This is a genomic window from Pseudomonas sp. SWRI179, from assembly GCF_014268705.1.
Lineage (GTDB): Bacteria > Pseudomonadota > Gammaproteobacteria > Pseudomonadales > Pseudomonadaceae > Aquipseudomonas > Aquipseudomonas zanjanensis.
In genome coordinates this window covers 1-18,510 of sequence record NZ_JABWRA010000080.1, presented here as the reverse complement: position 1 = coordinate 18,510, position 18,510 = coordinate 1, and the positions used below count along the sequence as shown (strand labels likewise).

Here is an 18,510-nt window from a genome sequence, read left to right as displayed (position 1 = left end):
GGCAATGTGTCAGGCGACATCAATGTTGACTGTACCGCCGTCTTCGCGAGCAAGCCCGCTCCCACACCTATCGGCTTAAACCCGACAATCTCACGCCAAGCGCGACAACATCTCCTGCGCTTCGCTCTTCTGGGTGGCGTCGCCTTCGCTGAGGACTTCGCCGAGGATGTCGCGGGCGCCGTCGTTGTCGCCCATGTCGATGTAGGCCTGGGCCAGATCGAGCTTGGTCGCCACCTCATCGGTGCCGCTGAGGAAGTCGAAGTCCGGTTCGTCTTCAGCACCAACCAGGGCATCTTCGGCGGTGAATGTCGGCTGGCCCAGGCTGTCGGACAGGCGATCCAGCTCGGCGTTGACATCGTCCAGCTCGGACTCGAAGGCATCCTTGGGCGCATCGTGCGCATCCATTTCGTCCGACAGGGACAGATCGAAGTCCGCCGGCAGCTCAAGATCGTCGGCTGGCGCATCGGCCAAGGCTGGCGTTTCAGGCGCAGGCGCATCCAGGCCCTTGAGGTCGTCGTCCAGGTCCAGCAGGAAGTCTTCATCGTCGAGCGCAGGGATCGGGGTCGGCGCATCGGCGCCCAGGTCCAAGTCGAATTCCGACAAGTCGTCCAGGCTTTCGTTGGCCTCGGTCTGCTGCTTGAGCACCGATTCGAAGCTCAGGTCGTCGTCTTCCGGGAACGCGTCCAGTTCGGCGACAGGCTCCGGTGCCGGCGCGACCGGCGTCGTCTCCAGGTCATCCAGGCTCAGGTCGAAGGCGCTGTCCAGCTCCTCATCGGTCGGCGATTTGTCTTCCAGCAAGTCCTTGACGTACTGCGCGTCCAGTTCTGCCGCAACGGCCGCAGCAGCCAGGCCAGCGGTGGTGGCGACCACCATGGCCGGGAAACGGCTTTTCAGCTGTTCGACCTGGGCAAAGTTGTCGCCATTGGCCACCAATTGGCGTTCCTGGGCGACAAAGGCGTCGCGGTCGCCCTGCTGACCGTAGACTTCCATCAACTTCAGGCGCAGGTCGCTGCGCTGGGGCTCGGCCTTGATGCCCTGTTCGAGCAGGTCGGCGGCCTGGTTCAAGCGGCCGCGGTCGATATGGGACTGGGCCTGGGGCAGCACGTCGTCGGAGCGCTCGGCGGCCGGCGCCACCAAAGGCGCGGCGATAGGCGGCGTGACCACCACAGGCGCGATCACCGGGGCCGGCTTGGGCACTGGCGCAGGGGCCGGCGCGGGTTTTGGCTCGAGTTTTACGCTAGGCGGTGGAACATCAATGCCCTCGAAACTGCTCGGGGGCAGATCGAGCTCCGGGGAGAAGTCAGCCTCCTCCTCAAGGGCTCGGGCCATGCGCAAGTGTTTTTCCGCTTCCTGTTGGGCCTTGCGGCGACGGGCAAGCAGCAACAGCAGCAACAGCAGGAGCAGCGCGCCACCGCCAATCAAACCCAACAGGATCGGATTGGTCAGGAGGTCGTTGTATTTTTGCTCGTTGGACGCGGCAGGCGCCGGCTCGACCGCTGTGGCAGGCGGGGTCGCTTCCGGGGCCGGCGTGGGTGCAGCTGCAGGGGCCTGTGGCGCTGGCGCAGGGGCCAACTCGGCGGACATCGCCGGGGGCGCCTCGCCAACGGGTGCCTCGCCAGCCGGAGGAATGGCGGCGCCTTCGGCCTGCATCTTCGCCAGTTGATTGTTCTTCAGCTCGATCAGGCGCTGCAGCTTGTCCAGTTGGCTCTGCAGATCCGCCATGCGGCTTTTCAGTTCTTCGTTATCCCGGCGCGCCGAATCGAGGCTTTCCTGGGTAACCGCCAGCTTGTTGGAAAGCGCCTGGGCATCGCCGGCAGCACCCTTGCCGCCCGCCTTCGCCGCATCGGCCGACACCAGGCTCAAGTTGTCGCGACCGGCCGCCTGGGCCGGCGCGCCTTCACCGCGGCCACGCTTGGTGGCGTCCAACTGCTGCTTGCCGGCACCCGCCACGCCACGCCGTCCCGAGCGCCAGGCGGCGTTCTGCGCCGCCACTTCGGCGATGGCCTGGGGTTGCGGCAACGCTGTGCTTTGTACCGGGTCAGGCAGGCGCAACACCTGGCCGGTCTTGAGCAGGTTGATGTTGCCGTTGATGAACGCGTTCGGGTTCAACGCCTGGATCGCCAGCATGGTTTGCTGGACCGATCCACCGTTGCGCACCTTCGCGGCGATTTCCCACAGGGTATCGCGCGGCGTGGTGGTGTACTGGGAAGGCTTGGTGGCCCCGGTGACCGGCGTGGACACGACCTGGGGCGGTTTCGCCCGGGCGGCATCGGCGGCCTGTGGCGAGAATTTGGATGGGTCGAGCAGTACGCTGTAGTCGCGCAACAGGCGGCCGTTGGGCCACATCACTTGCACCAGGAACTTGACCATCGGTTCGGACAACGGCCGGCTGGACGTGACCCGCAGGACACTCTTGCCGTTGGCGTTGATCACCGGGGTGAAGCTCAGGTCGCTGAGAAAGGCTTGGCGATCAATGCCCGCCTTGGCGAATTCTTCGGGTGGAGCCAGGCTCGGCACCACTTCGGCGGCAGTCAGTTGCTGGACATCGAGCAGTTCGATTTCGGCGACCAGGGGCTGGTTCGGCGGCGACTTGAGGGTCAATTCCCCGAGCCCGAGCGCTTGCGCCATACCGGAGGACAGCGCCGAGGCGGCCGCTATTGCTAACACCAGTTTGCGAACTTGAACCATAGCCTCTTCCTTTGTTTGAACATTCCTCGGCCAGCGAGAAGGTATTGATGCCGCTGCCGTAAGGCATTGCGCGCAGCCCCGAAGCGACGGTGCGCGCGATCATTTCACTCATGCCCCGGGAAGTCCCCCAGAGGGATGTTCGCCTTCAGCATTCCGACCAAGCATAGCGCCCAGCTAGAATCATTCGACAAATTGACGCCAAGTATCTTTTACAGCAACTCTTTTATCAACAACTCAGCCACCTGCACGGCATTGAGCGCCGCGCCCTTGCGCACGTTATCTGACGTCAGCCACATATTTAGTTCAGCCGGATCGTCGATCCCACCGCGTACCCGACCAACGTAGACCACATCCTGCCCCACTGCATCACCCACCGCGGTCGGGTAATCGCCCGCCTCCACCAACTCGATACCGGGCGCCGCTTCCAAGGCCGCGTTCACCTTGGCCAGGTCGACGGCATTGGCAGACTGCACGGTCACGCTAAAGCTATCGCCAAAAAACACCGGGGCTTGAATGCAAGTGACGGAAATCTTTAACAAAGGTTGATTCAGCACCTGGCGCAACTCACGGACCAGGCGCTTTTCCAGCGACGTATGGCCCTGCTCGTCCGGCGCGCCGACCTGGGCCAACAGATTGAACGCCATTTGCCGGTCAAAGAACGTTGGCTCCAGCGGACGGGCGTTGAGCAGCTCGGCGGTCTGGCGCGCCAGCTCGCTCACGGCCACGCGGCCCTGGGCCGATACCGCGAGGCTGGCGGTCAGGCTGATGCGCTGCAGATCCAGGCATTCGCGCAGCGGCGCGAGCACCACCGCCAAGGCCGTGGCCGATGCGCTGGGGCTGCTGACCTGCAGCGGCTTGCCCAGGCCAGCCAGGACCTGGGCGTTGGCTTCCGGCACGATCTGCGGCGCCTGCTCGGGCGGCAACGCGCCGGACAAATCGATCAACGCACAGCCGGCCGCCGTGGCTCGTGGGGCGAAACTCAGGGTCACCGCCGGGCCGGCGGCGAAGAACACCAGTTGGACTTTGCCGAAATCGAATTCGTCGACCTCGCGTACCCGCACGTTTTTATTGCGAAACATCACCGAGCTGCCTGCCGATTCGCTGCTGGCCAGCAGGTGCAGGTTACCGACCGGGAAGTCCCGCTCTTCGAGAATCTGGACGAGGGTTTCGCCGACAGTACCGGTGGCGCCGATCACGGCAATATCAAAGGACTGGCTCATGGGTCTACCTCAGGTAAAACGTGGGGAGCGGCACTTTACCGGGTGGTGGGTAGGCAGGCAATTGGCAGGGAGATTTGCGGTGCCTGGGCTGGCCCCATCGCGAGCAGGCTCGCTCCCACAAGTCTTGCAGCCACTGAAGATCCCCTGTGGGAGCGGGCTTGCTCGCGAATGCGGTGTGCCAACCAAGAACTAGTGACTGACACTCTGCTTTCGCGAGCAAGCCCGCTCCCACAATTGATCCCATGCATTCAGTTGCATAAAAAAACCCGCGCCTCTCACAAGGCACGGGTTCTTTCACAGCGACAATCGATCAACGCTCGAGCAGGATCCGCAGCATGCGGCGCAGCGGTTCGGCCGCGCCCCACAGCAGCTGGTCGCCGACGGTGAAGGCACCGACGAATTGCGAACCCATGTTCAGTTTGCGCAGACGGCCCACCGGTACATTCAGGGTGCCGGTGACCTTGGTCGGGCTCAGCTCCTGCATGCTGGTCTCGCGATTGTTCGGCACCAGCTTGACCCAAGGGTTGTGCTGGCTGATCAGGCCTTCGATGTCGGCGATCGGCACGTCTTTGTTCAGCTTGATGGTCAGCGCCTGGCTGTGGCAACGCATGGCGCCGATGCGCACGCAGATGCCGTCCACCGGGATCGGGCTCTTGAAGCGACCCAGGATCTTGTTGGTTTCGGCCTGGGCCTTCCATTCTTCACGGCTCTGACCGTTAGGCAGTTCCTTGTCGATCCAAGGAATCAGGCTGCCGGCCAGCGGCACGCCGAAGTTTTCGGTCGGGTAGGCATCGCTGCGCATCGCCTCGGCGACCTTGCGGTCGATGTCGAGGATGGCGCTGGCCGGGTTGGCCAGGTCATCGGCGACGGCGGCGTGGGTCGCGCCCATCTGCTTGATCAGCTCGCGCATGTTCTGCGCACCGGCACCGGACGCCGCCTGGTAGGTCATGGCGCTCATCCACTCCACCAGACCGGCTTCGAACAGGCCACCCAGGCCCATCAGCATCAGGCTGACGGTGCAGTTGCCGCCGATGTAGTTCTTGGTGCCCGCGTCCAGCTGCTGGTCGATGACCTTGCGGTTCACCGGGTCGAGGATGATCACCGCGTCGTCCTGCATGCGCAGGCTGGACGCGGCGTCGATCCAGTAACCCTGCCAGCCGGCTTCACGCAGCTTGGGGAATACTTCGCTGGTGTAGTCGCCGCCCTGGCAGGTCAGGATCACGTCGAGGGTCTTGAGCTCTTCGATGCTGTAGGCATCCTTGAGCACACCGGTGTCCTTGCCCACGGACGGGCCCTGGCCACCGACATTGGACGTGGTGAAAAACACCGGCTCAATGAGATCGAAATCCTGCTCTTCCAGCATTCGCTGCATGAGCACGGAACCGACCATGCCGCGCCAACCGATCAGACCTACACGTTTCATCGCAACTACACCTATACAAAAGTGGGCCACCGTCGAAGCGGTGGGCCCGAAAGATTACAGATTCCGCAGCGCCGCGACTACTGCATCGCCCATTTGCTGCGTACCGACTTTGGTACAACCTTGCGACCAGATATCACCGGTGCGCAAGCCTTGGTCCAAGACCACGCTGACGGCTTTTTCGATCGCGTCGGCGGCATCGTTCAAGTTGAAGCTGTAGCGCAGCATCATCGACACCGACAGGATGGTCGCCAATGGGTTGGCAATACCTTGCCCGGCGATGTCCGGCGCTGAACCGTGGCACGGCTCGTACATGCCCTTGTTGTTGGCGTCCAGGGAGGCCGACGGCAGCATGCCGATGGAACCGGTGAGCATCGACGCTTCGTCGGACAGGATGTCGCCGAACATGTTGTCGGTGACGATCACGTCGAACTGCTTCGGCGCACGCACCAGTTGCATGGCGGCGTTGTCGACGTACATGTGGCTCAGCTCGATGTCCGGGTAATCCTGGGCCACCTGCTCGACCACTTCACGCCACAGTTGGCTGGAAGCCAGCACGTTGGCCTTGTCCACCGAGCACAGTTTCTTGCCACGCACGCGGGCCATGTCGAAGCCGACCCGGGCGATACGGCGAATTTCGCTTTCGCTGTACGGCAGGGTGTCGTAGGCCTGGCGCTCGCCGTTTTCCAGCTCACGGGTGCCACGCGGGGCGCCGAAGTAGATACCGCCGGTCAGCTCACGGACGATGAGGATGTCCAGGCCCGAGACGATTTCCGGCTTCAGGCTCGAGGCATCGGCCAGTTGCGGGTAAAGGATCGCCGGGCGCAGGTTGCCGAACAGGCCCAGTTGCGCGCGAATCTTCAGCAGGCCGCGCTCAGGGCGGATGTCGCGTTCGATCTTGTCCCATTTCGGGCCGCCCACGGCACCCAGCAGCACGGCATCGGCGGCACGGGCACGATCCAGGGTTTCATCGGCCAGGGGCACGCGGTGCTTGTCGATGGCGGCGCCGCCGATCACGTCGTGGCTGAGTTCGAAGCCCAGGCCGTACTTGTCGTTCGCCAGTTCCAGGACCTTGACCGCCTCGGCCATGATTTCCGGACCAATGCCATCACCTGGGAGAATCAGAATCTGCTTGCTCATGCTTTCCTCATTTGCTCTGTCGACACGGGCCCGGGCTTCGTACCCAAGGCCGGGCCGGGAAAAATGCTATCGCTCGGCCCACAGCACCAGTACATCTGTACTGAACGAACCATCGGCCTCAATCTCAAAATATTCACGCACTTCGTCGCCCATCGAACGCTGCAGCTGGAGAATCGCCGCACGCATCACCTCGGGCGTGCGCATGCGCTCGACCCAGGAGCGGTACTCCAGGCGCAGGCGCTGGCGCGAGGTGCTGCGGGTGTGCAGCCCCGCGTCACTGACCTGGCGCAACCATTCGTCGGCCGAATAATCGCGCACATGGCTGGTGTCGCGCAGCACTTCGATGCTTTGCAGGTACGTGTCCAACAACGGCATGCCCGGCGACAGGATGTCGATGAACGCCATCACCCCGCCCGGCTTGAGCACCCGCCGTACTTCCCGCAGCGCCAGGCCGAGGTCGCTCCAATGATGCGCCGAATAACGGCTGAACACGAAGTCGAACTCAGCGTCGGCGAACGGCAGGCGTTCGGCGGCGCCACGAACCGTGCTGATATTGCCCAAGCCACGCTCGGCAGCCGCCGTGGCGACCACGTCAAGCATCTGCTGGGACAAATCATAAGCCACCACTTCACCAGCCAGTGGCGCCACATGGAAACTCACATGGCCAGCGCCGCACCCCAGGTCCAGCACACGGGCATCGCCACGCCCGGCCAACGCAGCCTGTAGCAGCGCGAATTCAGCACCCTGGGCGTGCACGGCACTGCTCAGGTAGGCCGAGGCCTGCTCACCGAATTGCTTTTGGACGACTTGGCTGTGGGCGGTGCTGGTCATGGGGACTTCCTTTTTGGGATGTAATCTTGTGGTGTCAGTACTGCCGTCTTCGCGAGCAAGCCCGCTCCCACAAGGGGTTTTGTGAACGCCGCAAATCCAGTGTGGGAGCGGGCTTGCTCGCGAAGGGGCCTGCACTGACGACATCAATCTCAGGTCAATCAGGCATCGCGAAACAACCAAGGCTGGCTCGCCCGGTGCTTGGCCTCGAACGCGGCAATCGCCTCGCCGTCCTGCAAGGTCAGGCCGATGTCATCCAGGCCGTTGAGCAGGCAATGCTTGCGGAACGCATCGATCTCGAAACCCAGCACCTTGCCGTCGGGACGGGTTACGGTCTGGGCGGCCAGGTCGATCTGCAGTTGATAGCCAGGGTTGGCCTCGACCTGCTGGAACAGTTCATCCACGTCAGCATCGCTGAGGATGATCGGCAGCAAGCCGTTCTTGAAGCTGTTGTTGAAGAAGATGTCGGCGTAGCTCGGCGCGATGATGCTGCGGAAACCGTATTCTTCCAGGGCCCATGGCGCGTGCTCGCGGCTCGAACCGCAGCCGAAGTTCTCCCGGGCCAGCAACACGCTGGCGCCCTGGTAGCGCTCGGCGTTGAGCACGAAATCCTTGTTCAGCGGCCGCTTGGAGTTGTCCTGGTACGGCTGGCCGACATCCAGGTAGCGCCATTCGTCGAACAGGTTCGGGCCGAAACCGGTGCGCTTGATGGACTTCAAGAACTGCTTGGGAATGATCTGGTCGGTGTCGACGTTGGCACGATCCAAAGGCGCGACAAGACCGGTGTGCTGGGTAAAAGCTTTCATGCTGCGCTCCTTCAGATCAATTCGCGGACGTCGACGAAACGGCCGTTGACGGCGGCCGCGGCGGCCATGGCCGGGCTCACCAGGTGCGTACGGCCACCGGCGCCTTGACGGCCTTCGAAGTTACGGTTGGAGGTGGAGGCGCAATGTTCGCCCGACTCCAGGCGATCGGGGTTCATCGCCAGGCACATCGAGCACCCTGGCTCACGCCACTCGAAACCGGCTTCGAGGAAAATCTTGTCCAGCCCTTCCGCTTCGGCCTGGGCTTTCACCAGGCCCGAGCCCGGCACCACGATGGCCTGCTTGATGGTCGAGGCCACCTTGCGACCCTTGGCGATCACCGCTGCGGCGCGCAGGTCTTCAATCCGCGAGTTGGTGCAGGAACCGATGAACACGCGGTCGAGCTGAATGTCGGTGATCGCCTGGTTGGCGCTCAAGCCCATGTATTTCAAGGCGCGGACAATGGAATCGCGCTTGACCAGGTCCATTTCCTTGGCCGGGTCCGGTACGTTCTGGTCCACGGCCAAGACCATTTCCGGGGACGTGCCCCAGCTCACTTGCGGCTTGATCTGCGTCGCGTCGAGCTCGACCACCGTGTCGAACTTGGCATCGGCATCGGAGACCAGGTCTTTCCAGGCCTCGACCGCCATGTCCCATTCCGCGCCTTTTGGCGAGAACGGGCGGCCCTTGACGTATTCCACGGTTTTTTCATCGGCGGCCACCAGGCCGACGCGGGCGCCGGCCTCGATGGACATGTTGCAGATGGTCATGCGTCCTTCGACGGACAAGTCGCGGATCGCGCTGCCAGCGAACTCGATGGCATGGCCGTTACCGCCGGCGGTGCCGATCTTGCCGATCACGGCCAGGACGATGTCCTTGGCGGTCACCCCGAACGGCAACTTGCCTTCGACGCGCACCAGCATGTTCTTCATTTTCTTGGCTACCAGGCACTGGGTGGCGAGCACATGCTCCACCTCGGACGTGCCGATGCCATGGGCCAGGGCGCCGAAAGCACCGTGGGTCGAGGTGTGCGAGTCGCCGCAGACCACGGTCATGCCGGGCAAGGTCGCGCCCTGCTCCGGGCCGATGACGTGGACGATGCCCTGGCGCACATCGTTCATCTTGAATTCGACGATGCCGTATTCGTCACAGTTATCGTCGAGGGTCTGGACTTGCAGGCGCGAGACCTGGTCGGCAATCGCTTCGATACCGCCCTTGCGCTCCGGCGTGGTCGGTACGTTGTGGTCCGGGGTCGCGATGTTGGCATCGATGCGCCACGGCTTGCGCCCGGCCAGGCGCAGGCCTTCGAAGGCCTGCGGCGACGTCACTTCGTGAATGATGTGACGGTCGATGTAGATCAGCGCCGAGCCATCGTCGCGCTGCTTGACCAAATGCGAATCCCAGAGCTTGTCGTAGAGCGTTTTGCCGGCCATCAGACGGTTTCCTCATCAGCTTGTTTCTATGCCCCGGGCCTTGAACGAATCAATAACCCCTTGGCTTGTGAGGCTGATCCTATGGGGTTACATTAAATAACTCAAATTCATATTTTTCATGCTTTGCATAACCAACTGGAATCCAACCGGAACCGCCATGGACCTCGCCAACCTCAATGCTTTTATTGCCATCGCCGAGACGGGCAGTTTCTCCGGCGCCGGCGAACGCCTGCACCTGACCCAGCCGGCCATCAGCAAGCGTATTGCCGGTCTTGAGCAGCAGCTCAAGGTGCGCCTGTTCGACCGCTTGGGTCGTGAAGTGGGCCTGACGGAGGCCGGCCGAGCCCTGTTGCCAAGGGCTTATCAGATCCTCAACGTGCTCGACGACACCCGCCGCGCCCTGACCAACCTGACCGGCGAAGTGACCGGGCGCCTGACCCTCGCCACCAGCCACCACATCGGCCTGCATCGCCTGCCGCCTTTACTGAGAGAGTTCACCCGGCGCTATCCCCAGGTGGCGCTGGACATCCAGTTCCTGGATTCGGAAGTGGCCTACGAAGAAATCCTCCATGGCCGGGCGGAACTGGCCGTCATCACCCTCGCCCCCGAACCCCATACGCTGGTACGGGCCACGCCGGTGTGGGACGACCCCCTGGATTTCGTGGTCGCCCCGGAGCATGCCTTGCTGGAGAAGGGCGCGGTGAGCCTGGCGGACATCGCCTTGCATCCGGCGGTGTTCCCCGGGGGCAACACCTTTACCCATCACATCGTTCAACGGCTGTTCGAGGCCCAGGGCCTGACGCCGAACATCGCCATGAGCACGAATTATCTGGAAACCATAAAGATGATGGTCTCCATCGGCCTGGCCTGGAGCGTCCTGCCGCGCACCATGCTCGATGAACAGGTGGCGCGCATTCCTTTACCGGGCATACAGCTCAGTCGCCAGCTAGGCTATATCTTGCACACCGAACGGACGCTATCGAACGCCGCACGGGCTTTCATGGCCTTACTGGACGCACAAATCGATTTGCCAAGGAAAAAGGCATAGGTTGTGCCACGCCCGTAGGGCCTTGAATGCTTGTGCTTAATGCCCACACCCGCTCAAGGCTCGCTAGAAAAATGCCCAAACCCGCAGACCATCTCCCGCCCCTGCCGCGCATCCAGGCGCTCGACCCGAAGCGGTCCGAGCAAAGCTGGGACAGCGCGCCACAGTTGCTGGCCGCCCTGAACGGCGCCCGGCTGGGCGCCTGGTCGTGGGACATCGAGAGCGGACGGATCAGTTGGTCCCGCGGCACCCAGGCGCTGTTCGGCTTCGATCCGCGCCAGCCGTTGCCAGCCGACGTGGACTATCTCGACCTGCTGTTGCCCGAAGACCGGGCCAGGGCCGTGCGCGCCTTTCATGCGGCAGTGGCCGGGGCGCCGCTGGAACAGGCGATGCACCATCGCATCGTCTGGCCCGACGGCAGCCTGCACTGGCTGGAGATCAGTGGCAGCGTGCTGCCCGACAAACACGGTCGTCCGCGCATGATCGGGGTGATTCGCGAAATCACCCATCAGCGCGAGCGGGAACAGGCGCTGCGCAGCTCGGAAAAACGCTTCGCCACGCTCTTTCATCTGTGCCCGAACATGGTCCTGCTGACCCGCCAGGAAGACGGCCTGATCAGCGAGGCCAACCAGTATTTCGAAAGCCTGTTCGGTTGGCCGGTGCATGACGTGATCGGCCGCACCACACTGGAGCTGGGTTTGTGGGTTGACCCCAGGCAGCGGGCGAAACTGGTGGAGGCGACCAAGGCCAAGGGTGAACTGATCAGCATGGAAGTGGAATTCCGGGCCAGCAACGGTCAGATCCATAACGGGATTCTCAGTGCGCAGAAAGTCGAACTCGAAGGCCAGCCGTACCTGCTGAGCACCTTCCTCGACACCACCGAGCGCAAACTCGCCGAGCAGGCGCTCAAGGACAGCCAGGAACGCCTGGACCTGGCCCTCGATTCGGCGCAACTGGGCACCTGGGACTGGCACATCCCCAGCGGCATGCTCTACGGCTCGGCCCGGGCCGCGCAGCTCCATGGCCTGGAACCCAAGCCGTTCCACGAATCGTTTGATGCGTTTTTCGAAGGGGTCCCCACGGAAGAACGCAATAACATGCGCAACGCCTACCGCAGCCTGCGGGAAGGCCCGGCGGGCAACTACCAGCTGACCTACCGCGTGCAACTGCCGGACGGCAGCTCGCGCTACCTGGAAAGCCGCGCCCGCCTCTACCGCAACAACGACGGCAGCCCCTTGCGCATGGCCGGGACCTTGCTGGACATCACCGACCAGGTGGAACGCGAACAGAGCCTGGCCGCTTCGGAAGAGAAATTCGCCACGCTGTTCCAGGTCAGTCCCGACCCGATCTGCGTCACCCACCAGGACAGTGGTCGGTTCCTCGAGATCAACTCCAGCTTCACCCAGACTTTTGGCTGGACCACCCGCGACGTGATCGGCCTCAGTGCCGACCAAATTGGCCTCTGGGATGCCTCGGGCAGCAGCCTGCAACGCATCGAACGGGTGATCCGTGAACAATCGCTGAACAATGTCGCCATCGTCGTTCACCATAAGGACGGCCAGCCGCTGACCTGCGTGATTTCCAGCCGGCAAATCAACGTTGGCAACCAGCCGTGCATCGTCACGACCTTGCGCGACATCACGCAGCAGCAACGCTCCGAAGCCGCCCTCAAGGCCAGCGAGGAGAAATTCGCCAAGGCGTTTCATTCCAGCCCCGACGCCATCACCATCACCGAACTCGAAAGCGGCCGCTACCTGGAGGTCAATGACGGCTTCTGCCGGCTGACCGGCTACCGCGCCGACGAAGTGATCGGGCGTACGGTCCACGAAGTGGGCATCTGGGCCGAAGAAAAACAGCGCGCCGCCCTGCTGGCCGAACTGCAACTCAAGGGTCGTGTAGTCCACCAGGAAATGCTCGGGCGCAATAAACGAGGGGAAATCCTTACGGTGGAGGTCTCGGTCGAGCCCATCACCCTCAATGAAACCGCCTGCCTGCTGCTGACCGCCCGGGACGTCAGCCTGCTGCGCAACGCCGAAGCCCAGATCCGTCACCTGGCCTATCACGACTCGCTGACCAACCTGCCCAACCGGGCCTTGCTGTTGGACCGCCTGAGCCAGCAGATCGCCCTGCTCAAGCGTCACAACTTGCGGGGTGCCCTGCTGTTTCTCGACCTGGACCACTTCAAGCACATCAACGACTCCCTCGGTCACCCGGTGGGCGATACCGTGCTTAAAATCATCACCGCCCGCCTGGAAGCCAGCGTGCGCCTGGAAGACACCGTTGCACGACTGGGCGGCGACGAGTTCGTGGTCTTGCTCAGTGGCCTGGAAGGCTCGCGCAGCCAGGTCAGCAAGCAAGTGCAGACCCTGGCCGACACCCTGCGTGAACTGCTCTCGGAACCCATGTTTCTCGATGGCCAACGCCTGCAGGTCACGCCTAGCATCGGCATCGCGCTGATCCCCGACCACGGTTCCACGCCCACCGATTTGCTCAAGCGCGCGGACATCGCGCTGTACCGCGCCAAGGATTCGGGACGCAACACCTCGCAGATGTTTCACAACACCATGCAAAAAGCTGCCAGCGAACGGCTGCGCATGGAAACCGATCTGCGCCAGGCCCTGGCCCGCGGCGAGTTCAGCCTGCATTTCCAGCCTCAGGTCGATGCCAGGGACAACCGCATCGTCGGCGCCGAAGCCCTGGTGCGCTGGCACCACCCGGAACTCGGGGCCCAATCGCCCAATGAATTCATCAAAGTGCTGGAAGACAGCGGCCTGATCCTCGAAGTCGGGACCTGGATCCTCGATGAAGCCTGCGACGGCTTCAAGCAACTGATCGCCAAGGGCAAGATCGACCCGCAGCGATTCAGCCTGTGCGTCAACATCAGCCCACGGCAGTTCCGCCAGAGTGACTTCGTCGAACGCATCGAAAACAGCCTGGCCCACCACGGCCTGCCTTGCTCGCTGCTGAAACTGGAGATCACCGAAGGCATCGTGATCCAGAACCTCGACGACACCATCGCCAAGATGCGCCGGCTCAAGAAACTGGGGGTGAGCTTCGCCATGGACGATTTCGGTACCGGTTATTCGTCGCTGACCTACCTCAAGCGCCTGCCGGTGGACACGCTGAAAATCGACCAGTCATTCGTGCGCGACGCCACCAGCGACCCCAACGACGCCGAAATCATCCGCGCCATCGTCGCCATGGCCCGCAGCCTCAACCTGATAATGATTGCCGAAGGCGTGGAGACCCTGGAGCAATTGCACTTCCTGCAAGGGCTCGATTGCCATTTGTACCAGGGTTACCTGCACAGTCGGCCGTTGCCGCTGGAGGCGTTTGAGCGGTTGTTGCCCTAGGTATTCGGGATAGGGAGCTTTTGTGGCGAGGGAGCTTGCTCCCGCTGGGCTGCGCAGCGGCCCCAAAAATAGAAGATTCGCCTCAGACCAGCATGACGCACCGAGTTGACTGGTTTCAGGGGCGCTTCGCGCCCAGCGGGAGCAAGCTCCCTCGCCACAATTGATCTTCCATACCCCACCAAAAAATGAAGAAGGGCGCCATATGGCGCCCTTCTTCAGTTGCGATGCATCAGTTTTGCAGCGCGGGTTGCTGCTGCGTCCCGTTGATCGGGATGCGCTTGGCTTTCGCCTCTTCCGGAACCACTCGCAACAAGTCGATGCTCAACAGACCGTTACGCAGGCCAGCGGACTTGATCTCGATATGGTCCGCCAACCGGAAGGACAGCTTGAACGCACGCTGGGCAATGCCCTGGTGCAGGAAAGTGACGCTGTCGTTGCTGGCTTCACGCTTGCCGCCACTGATGGTCAGCACACCTTTTTCCACTTGCAGGTCCAGGTCTTCTTCCTGGAACCCGGCGGCGGCGACCACGATGCGGTATTCGTCATCACCATGTTTTTCCACGTTGTAGGGTGGATAGCTGCTGCCTGGTTCGTTGCGCAGGGCGGTTTCGAACAAATCGTTGAAACGGTCGAAGCCTACCGAGGAACGGAACAGGGGGGCCAGCGAAAATGCAGTACTCATGATTCAAATCTCCTGAAAAATTCAGCAAGGTTTTTTGTCTCCGCGACCCGAATTCGGCATCGCGTAACCCCTATCTAGGGTCCGCCAAATACTTTTCAAGAGGTTTTTCTGAAATTTTTTTCAGGCCGCTTCGGTGCGCTGAACTCCCAGCAAATGCCCCACCGCGTCGAGGTCGGTTTCCCGGCGCAGGGCGGTAAACAGCGCCACCGCTTCGGGGTAATTGCGGGTCAACATCGCCAGCCACTGCTTCAGACGGCCCGGCGCCTGGCGAGGAGTGAGTTGCTCGACCACTTGCACCCAGAAGTCGTGGAGCATCGGTTGCAGCTCGGCCCAGGACATCTCGACCACCTCTTCGCCAGCCCGGGCGGCGGCGATCTGCCGGGCCAGGTCAGGGCGGGAAACGAGGCCGCGACCGAGCATGATGTCCTCAACGCCGCTGATTTCGCGGCAACGGCGCCAATCCTCGACACTCCAGATATCGCCATTGGCGAACACCGGCACCTTGACCACTTCCTGGACGCGGGGGATCCACTCCCAATGGGCTGGGGGTTTGTAGCCGTCGACCTTGGTTCGCGCATGCACCACGATATGCGCCGCGCCGCCTTCTGCCAACGCCGTGGCACAGACCAGTGCGCCGTCCGGGCTATCGAAACCCAGGCGCATCTTGGCCGTGACGGGAATGTGTTTCGGCACGGCGCGGCGCACGTGCTCGACAATTTCGTTAAGCAGTTCCGGTTCCTTGAGCAATACCGCCCCACCCCGGGATTTGTTCACCGTCTTGGCCGGGCAACCGAAGTTCAGGTCGATCACCTCCGAGCCCAATTCACACGCCAACGCGGCGTTTTCCGCCAGGCATACCGGATCGGAGCCGAGCAACTGCACCCGCAACGGCACGCCGGCAGCCGTTTGGGCACCGGTCAGCAGCTCAGGAGCGAGCTTGTGGAAATAGGCCGGCGTTAGCAGACGGTCGTTGACGCGGATGAACTCGGTGACACACCAGTCGATACCGCCAACACGGGTCAGGACATCCCGCAGGATGTTGTCGACCAACCCCTCCATGGGCGCCAGGGCAATTTGCATGGAAACACACACTCGAACGAAAAACGTGCGGCAGTTTACCGGATTTTGCCCACATTTCCGGCATCCACCACAAATCCCTCGTGGGAGCGGGCTTGCTCGCGAAAGCGGTGGGTCAGTTTGCCGTGATGCTGGATGGGCTGCCGTCTTCGCGAGCAAGCCCGCTCCCACAGGGTTCCGAGGTGTTCACGGAATTGGAGTCCACCATCAATCCCTGTGGGAGCCGAGCTTGCTCGCGATGGCGGTGGGTCAGCTTGCATTGATGTTGGATGTGCTGCCGTCTTCGCGAGCAGGCTCGCTCCCACACAGATCCTGGAGCGTTCAAAATCCTGCACTCACCACAAATCCCCTGTGGGAGCCGAGCCTGCTCGCGATGGCGGTGGGTCAGCTTGCATTGATGTTGGATGTGCTGCCGTCTTCGCGAGCAGGCTCGCTCCCACAGGGTTCCGAGGTGTTCACGTAATTGGAGTCCACCATCAATCCCTGTGGGAGCCGAGCTTGCTCGCGATGGCGGTGGGTCAGTCCATGAGGAGGCCAGATGAGTTCAGCGCCACGCCATAGCCTTCGATGAACTCCGGCGGCATGCGCTTGGGCCGGCCGCTGGACAGTTCGATGCAAACAAAGGTGGTCTGGGCCCGCAGCAGCGTGGTGTTGTCGCTGGGACGGACCAGTTGGAAATGCCGGGTCATTTTCAGGCGCTGGTCCCAGTCGACGATCCAGGTCGCCAATTGCAGCTCGTCGCCTTCATAGGCGGCCGCCAGGTAATCGATTTCATGCCGCACCACCGCCATGGCCCGATCCAGGCGCCGGTACTCCACCAGATCCAGGCCCAGGCGCTGGGAATGGCGCCAGGCGCAGCGCTCGAGCCAGGTGACGTACACCGCGTTGTTGGCGTGGCCCAGCCCGTCGATGTCTTCGGCATTGACCTGAAGATCAATGATGAATGGCGTTGCCCGATCCCAGCCCATGCCCCTCTCCCGGTCGAATTTGGATCGGGGCAGTGTACCGGATGCTCAAGCCGATTGCCGCGCTTGCAGGCTGCGACCGGCCAGCAGTGATAACACGCCATCAATGACACGAGGATCGGCCAGCACCCGCTGATGCCCGCCCTGCGGCAGTCGCAGCAAGCGACTGTCGAACCAGGCCTCATGAATCAACTGCGACTCCTTGACCGAAACCGATGTGTCGTCCTCGGCATGGACGATCAACCCCGGCACGTCCAGCTGATAATGCGCTACATCCATCTTCGAGGCCGGCATGCCCACATCGTTTTCCACCTGGCGAATGAAGGCCGAACGCGCCTTGGGCGGCAGGCCCATCATCCGGGAGAAACCGCGCAGCACCCCAAGAATGCGCGCAGGCGCGGCGATGCTGACCAGCGTCTCGGTACGCAACCCCAGCTGGACGGCCAACATGGCACTGGCGCCGCCCATGGAATGCCCGATCACCGCCTGCAACGGCGGCAGCTCGGCGGCGGCTTCGAGCATGGCCCGGGCGAACAACAGGACATTCGCCTCGCGACCCGGCGAGCGACCATGGGCCGGACCGTCCAGTGCCACGACCGTGTAACCGGCGTCTACCAGGGCCGTGATCAGCGCCGCGAACTGGGTGGGCCGCCCTTCCCAGCCATGCATCAGCAGGACTGCCGGGCCTTTGCCCCAGCGTAAGGCCGAGAGACCGAAGCGCAAGGTGACTCGTTGGGACGTCGCCAGCAGCGGCAGTTCCCAATCCCGTGGCGGCAAGTTTCGAGGGCGCATGAACAGCGAGCGCATCTGTTTTGCCACCAAGCCCGGAGCTACCCAACCCAGCGTGCCATTGACGCCACGAATCCAGCTCAACCTGTCCATCGCTCATCTCCAGGGCTTGCGCCTCAGTTCAACGCACCGCCGACTTGGCGGCACGCAGCAAACGATCCGATAACTCTCCCGGGCCCAATGCCCGTGCCAGGGCCAGGCCACCGACCATCAAGGCGATGTCAGCCAAAGCCTTGTCGGCGTCCTCCGGGCTGGCCGCCAATTGCGCAACCATCAACTCGATGTGCTCATTGAGTACTTCACGAAACGCATCCGGCAGCCGCCCGAGTTCACCGACCGACGCCGGGATCGGGCAGGCTTGCTCGGTGGAATCGCGGTGCTTGCGTGACAGATAGAACGCGGCGACCAGGGCGCGCCGCTCTTCGCCTGTCAGCTCGCCGTCCATATCGGCGATCAAGCCGCGGCGGCGATTGAGCAATTGCTTGAAAGCCTCCAGCATCAAGGCATCCTTGCTTTCGAAATGGGCGTAAAAACCGCCCACCGTCAGTCCGGCTGCGCCCATCACCTCGCCCACGCTCGGCTCTGCCGGCCCACGCTGGATCAGCGCGTCGCTGGCGGCCTTGAGAATGCGTTCACGGGTTTGTGCCTTTTTATCGCTCATCGTCGCCTCCGAATATTACGATTAAAATATTATCCATGTAATAATTTTCCGCAAGCGGAAATTTTGACCGCCGGTCAGAAGTGTTTTTCAAGGATAGGAAATTGGCCGAACGCCAGACAAACAAAAGGGCCATTCAAGAATTGAATGACCCTTATAAAATCCCGCAGAGCGGGTAATCGTGGCGTCCCCTAGGGGACTCGAACCCCTGTTACCGCCGTGAAAGGGCGGTGTCCTAGGCCACTAGACGAAGGGGACACAAACCTTCTAACGTGATCAGTGCTGAGAGCTGATCGCTTCAAGGCCGGTGTGGCCAGACCTTGAAGTGTAAATTGGTGGAGCTAGACGGGATCGAACCGTCGACCTCTTGCATGCCATGCAAGCGCTCTCCCAGCTGAGCTATAGCCCC

At 62.4% G+C, this 18,510-nt stretch carries 14 protein-coding genes and 2 tRNA genes; 2 read left to right on the top strand and 14 right to left on the bottom strand.

Features of this window, described 5'->3' with window-relative positions; all coding sequences use genetic code 11:
* Positions 1-90: 90 nt before the first annotated feature.
* The 7 genes from HU767_RS27030 to leuC all read right to left on the bottom strand — a co-directional run bounded on the left by HU767_RS27030 (position 91) and on the right by leuC (position 9,532).
* Positions 91-2,688, bottom strand: coding sequence for a FimV family protein (locus tag HU767_RS27030; RefSeq protein ID WP_186730954.1), 2,598 nt, complete (start codon positions 2,686-2,688; stop codon positions 91-93).
* Between the two features lie 209 nt (positions 2,689-2,897).
* Complete coding sequence (locus HU767_RS27025; RefSeq protein ID WP_186730953.1) at positions 2,898-3,908, bottom strand: aspartate-semialdehyde dehydrogenase; 1,011 nt, start codon at positions 3,906-3,908, stop codon at positions 2,898-2,900.
* 310 nt (positions 3,909-4,218) lie between these two features.
* Positions 4,219-5,331: an aspartate-semialdehyde dehydrogenase gene (gene asd, locus HU767_RS27020; protein WP_053185893.1), complete on the bottom strand. Its 1,113-nt coding sequence runs from the start codon at positions 5,329-5,331 to the stop codon at positions 4,219-4,221.
* Between the two features lie 54 nt (positions 5,332-5,385).
* Positions 5,386-6,468: a 3-isopropylmalate dehydrogenase gene (gene leuB, locus HU767_RS27015; protein WP_186730952.1), complete on the bottom strand. Its 1,083-nt coding sequence runs from the start codon at positions 6,466-6,468 to the stop codon at positions 5,386-5,388.
* A 66-nt stretch (positions 6,469-6,534) separates the two neighbouring features.
* Positions 6,535-7,299 carry a methyltransferase domain-containing protein gene (locus HU767_RS27010; RefSeq protein ID WP_186707437.1) on the bottom strand — a complete coding sequence of 255 codons (765 nt, stop codon included), beginning with the start codon at positions 7,297-7,299 and terminating at the stop codon, positions 6,535-6,537.
* A gap of 158 nt (positions 7,300-7,457) precedes the next feature.
* Positions 7,458-8,102, bottom strand: a complete 645-nt coding sequence (gene leuD / locus HU767_RS27005; protein WP_003203864.1) for a 3-isopropylmalate dehydratase small subunit — start codon at positions 8,100-8,102, stop codon at positions 7,458-7,460.
* Between the two features lie 11 nt (positions 8,103-8,113).
* Complete coding sequence (gene leuC / locus HU767_RS27000; protein WP_003203866.1) at positions 8,114-9,532, bottom strand: 3-isopropylmalate dehydratase large subunit; 1,419 nt, start codon at positions 9,530-9,532, stop codon at positions 8,114-8,116.
* 157 nt (positions 9,533-9,689) lie between these two features.
* On the opposite strand from leuC, the gene HU767_RS26995 reads away from it, so the two are divergent.
* Both HU767_RS26995 and HU767_RS26990 read left to right on the top strand, forming a co-directional pair.
* Entirely contained in the window at positions 9,690-10,580 is an 891-nt protein-coding gene (locus tag HU767_RS26995; RefSeq protein WP_186707435.1) for a LysR family transcriptional regulator, read from the top strand.
* A 71-nt stretch (positions 10,581-10,651) separates the two neighbouring features.
* Positions 10,652-13,930: an EAL domain-containing protein gene (locus HU767_RS26990; RefSeq protein WP_186707434.1), complete on the top strand. Its 3,279-nt coding sequence runs from the start codon at positions 10,652-10,654 to the stop codon at positions 13,928-13,930.
* Positions 13,931-14,159: 229 nt separating this feature from the next.
* Here the strand turns inward: HU767_RS26990 and HU767_RS26985 are convergent, their stop codons facing one another.
* From HU767_RS26985 to HU767_RS26955, 7 genes are all read right to left on the bottom strand, one after another.
* Complete coding sequence (locus HU767_RS26985) at positions 14,160-14,612, bottom strand: Hsp20 family protein (protein WP_186707433.1); 453 nt, start codon at positions 14,610-14,612, stop codon at positions 14,160-14,162.
* A gap of 120 nt (positions 14,613-14,732) precedes the next feature.
* Positions 14,733-15,692, bottom strand: a complete 960-nt coding sequence (locus tag HU767_RS26980) for a tRNA-dihydrouridine synthase (RefSeq protein ID WP_186707432.1) — start codon at positions 15,690-15,692, stop codon at positions 14,733-14,735.
* 515 nt (positions 15,693-16,207) lie between these two features.
* Positions 16,208-16,657, bottom strand: a complete 450-nt coding sequence (locus HU767_RS26975; RefSeq protein WP_186708733.1) for a thioesterase family protein — start codon at positions 16,655-16,657, stop codon at positions 16,208-16,210.
* A 45-nt stretch (positions 16,658-16,702) separates the two neighbouring features.
* Positions 16,703-17,536: an alpha/beta fold hydrolase gene (locus HU767_RS26970; RefSeq protein WP_186708730.1), complete on the bottom strand. Its 834-nt coding sequence runs from the start codon at positions 17,534-17,536 to the stop codon at positions 16,703-16,705.
* A 28-nt stretch (positions 17,537-17,564) separates the two neighbouring features.
* Positions 17,565-18,104, bottom strand: coding sequence for a TetR/AcrR family transcriptional regulator (locus tag HU767_RS26965; RefSeq protein WP_058546579.1), 540 nt, complete (start codon positions 18,102-18,104; stop codon positions 17,565-17,567).
* A 179-nt stretch (positions 18,105-18,283) separates the two neighbouring features.
* Positions 18,284-18,359, bottom strand: a tRNA-Glu gene (locus HU767_RS26960).
* A 75-nt stretch (positions 18,360-18,434) separates the two neighbouring features.
* Positions 18,435-18,510 (bottom strand) — tRNA-Ala (locus HU767_RS26955).

Bases quoted from the DNA above. Each gene is read 5' to 3' on its own strand.
- HU767_RS26975 (WP_186708733.1), bottom strand. From the start codon at position 16,657: ATGGGCTGGGATCGGGCAACGCCATTCATCATTGATCTTCAGGTCAAT.
- asd (WP_053185893.1), bottom strand. From the start codon at position 5,331: ATGAAACGTGTAGGTCTGATCGGTTGGCGCGGCATGGTCGGTTCCGTG.
- leuC (WP_003203866.1), bottom strand. From the start codon at position 9,532: ATGGCCGGCAAAACGCTCTACGACAAGCTCTGGGATTCGCATTTGGTC.
- HU767_RS26995 (WP_186707435.1), top strand. From the start codon at position 9,690: ATGGACCTCGCCAACCTCAATGCTTTTATTGCCATCGCCGAGACGGGC.
- HU767_RS26985 (WP_186707433.1), bottom strand. From the start codon at position 14,612: ATGAGTACTGCATTTTCGCTGGCCCCCCTGTTCCGTTCCTCGGTAGGC.
- HU767_RS26980 (WP_186707432.1), bottom strand. From the start codon at position 15,692: ATGCAAATTGCCCTGGCGCCCATGGAGGGGTTGGTCGACAACATCCTG.
- HU767_RS26990 (WP_186707434.1), top strand. From the start codon at position 10,652: ATGCCCAAACCCGCAGACCATCTCCCGCCCCTGCCGCGCATCCAGGCG.
- HU767_RS26970 (WP_186708730.1), bottom strand. From the start codon at position 17,536: ATGGACAGGTTGAGCTGGATTCGTGGCGTCAATGGCACGCTGGGTTGG.
- HU767_RS27025 (WP_186730953.1), bottom strand. From the start codon at position 3,908: ATGAGCCAGTCCTTTGATATTGCCGTGATCGGCGCCACCGGTACTGTC.
- HU767_RS26965 (WP_058546579.1), bottom strand. From the start codon at position 18,104: ATGAGCGATAAAAAGGCACAAACCCGTGAACGCATTCTCAAGGCCGCC.
- leuD (WP_003203864.1), bottom strand. From the start codon at position 8,102: ATGAAAGCTTTTACCCAGCACACCGGTCTTGTCGCGCCTTTGGATCGT.
- HU767_RS27030 (WP_186730954.1), bottom strand. From the start codon at position 2,688: ATGGTTCAAGTTCGCAAACTGGTGTTAGCAATAGCGGCCGCCTCGGCG.
- HU767_RS27010 (WP_186707437.1), bottom strand. From the start codon at position 7,299: ATGACCAGCACCGCCCACAGCCAAGTCGTCCAAAAGCAATTCGGTGAG.
- leuB (WP_186730952.1), bottom strand. From the start codon at position 6,468: ATGAGCAAGCAGATTCTGATTCTCCCAGGTGATGGCATTGGTCCGGAA.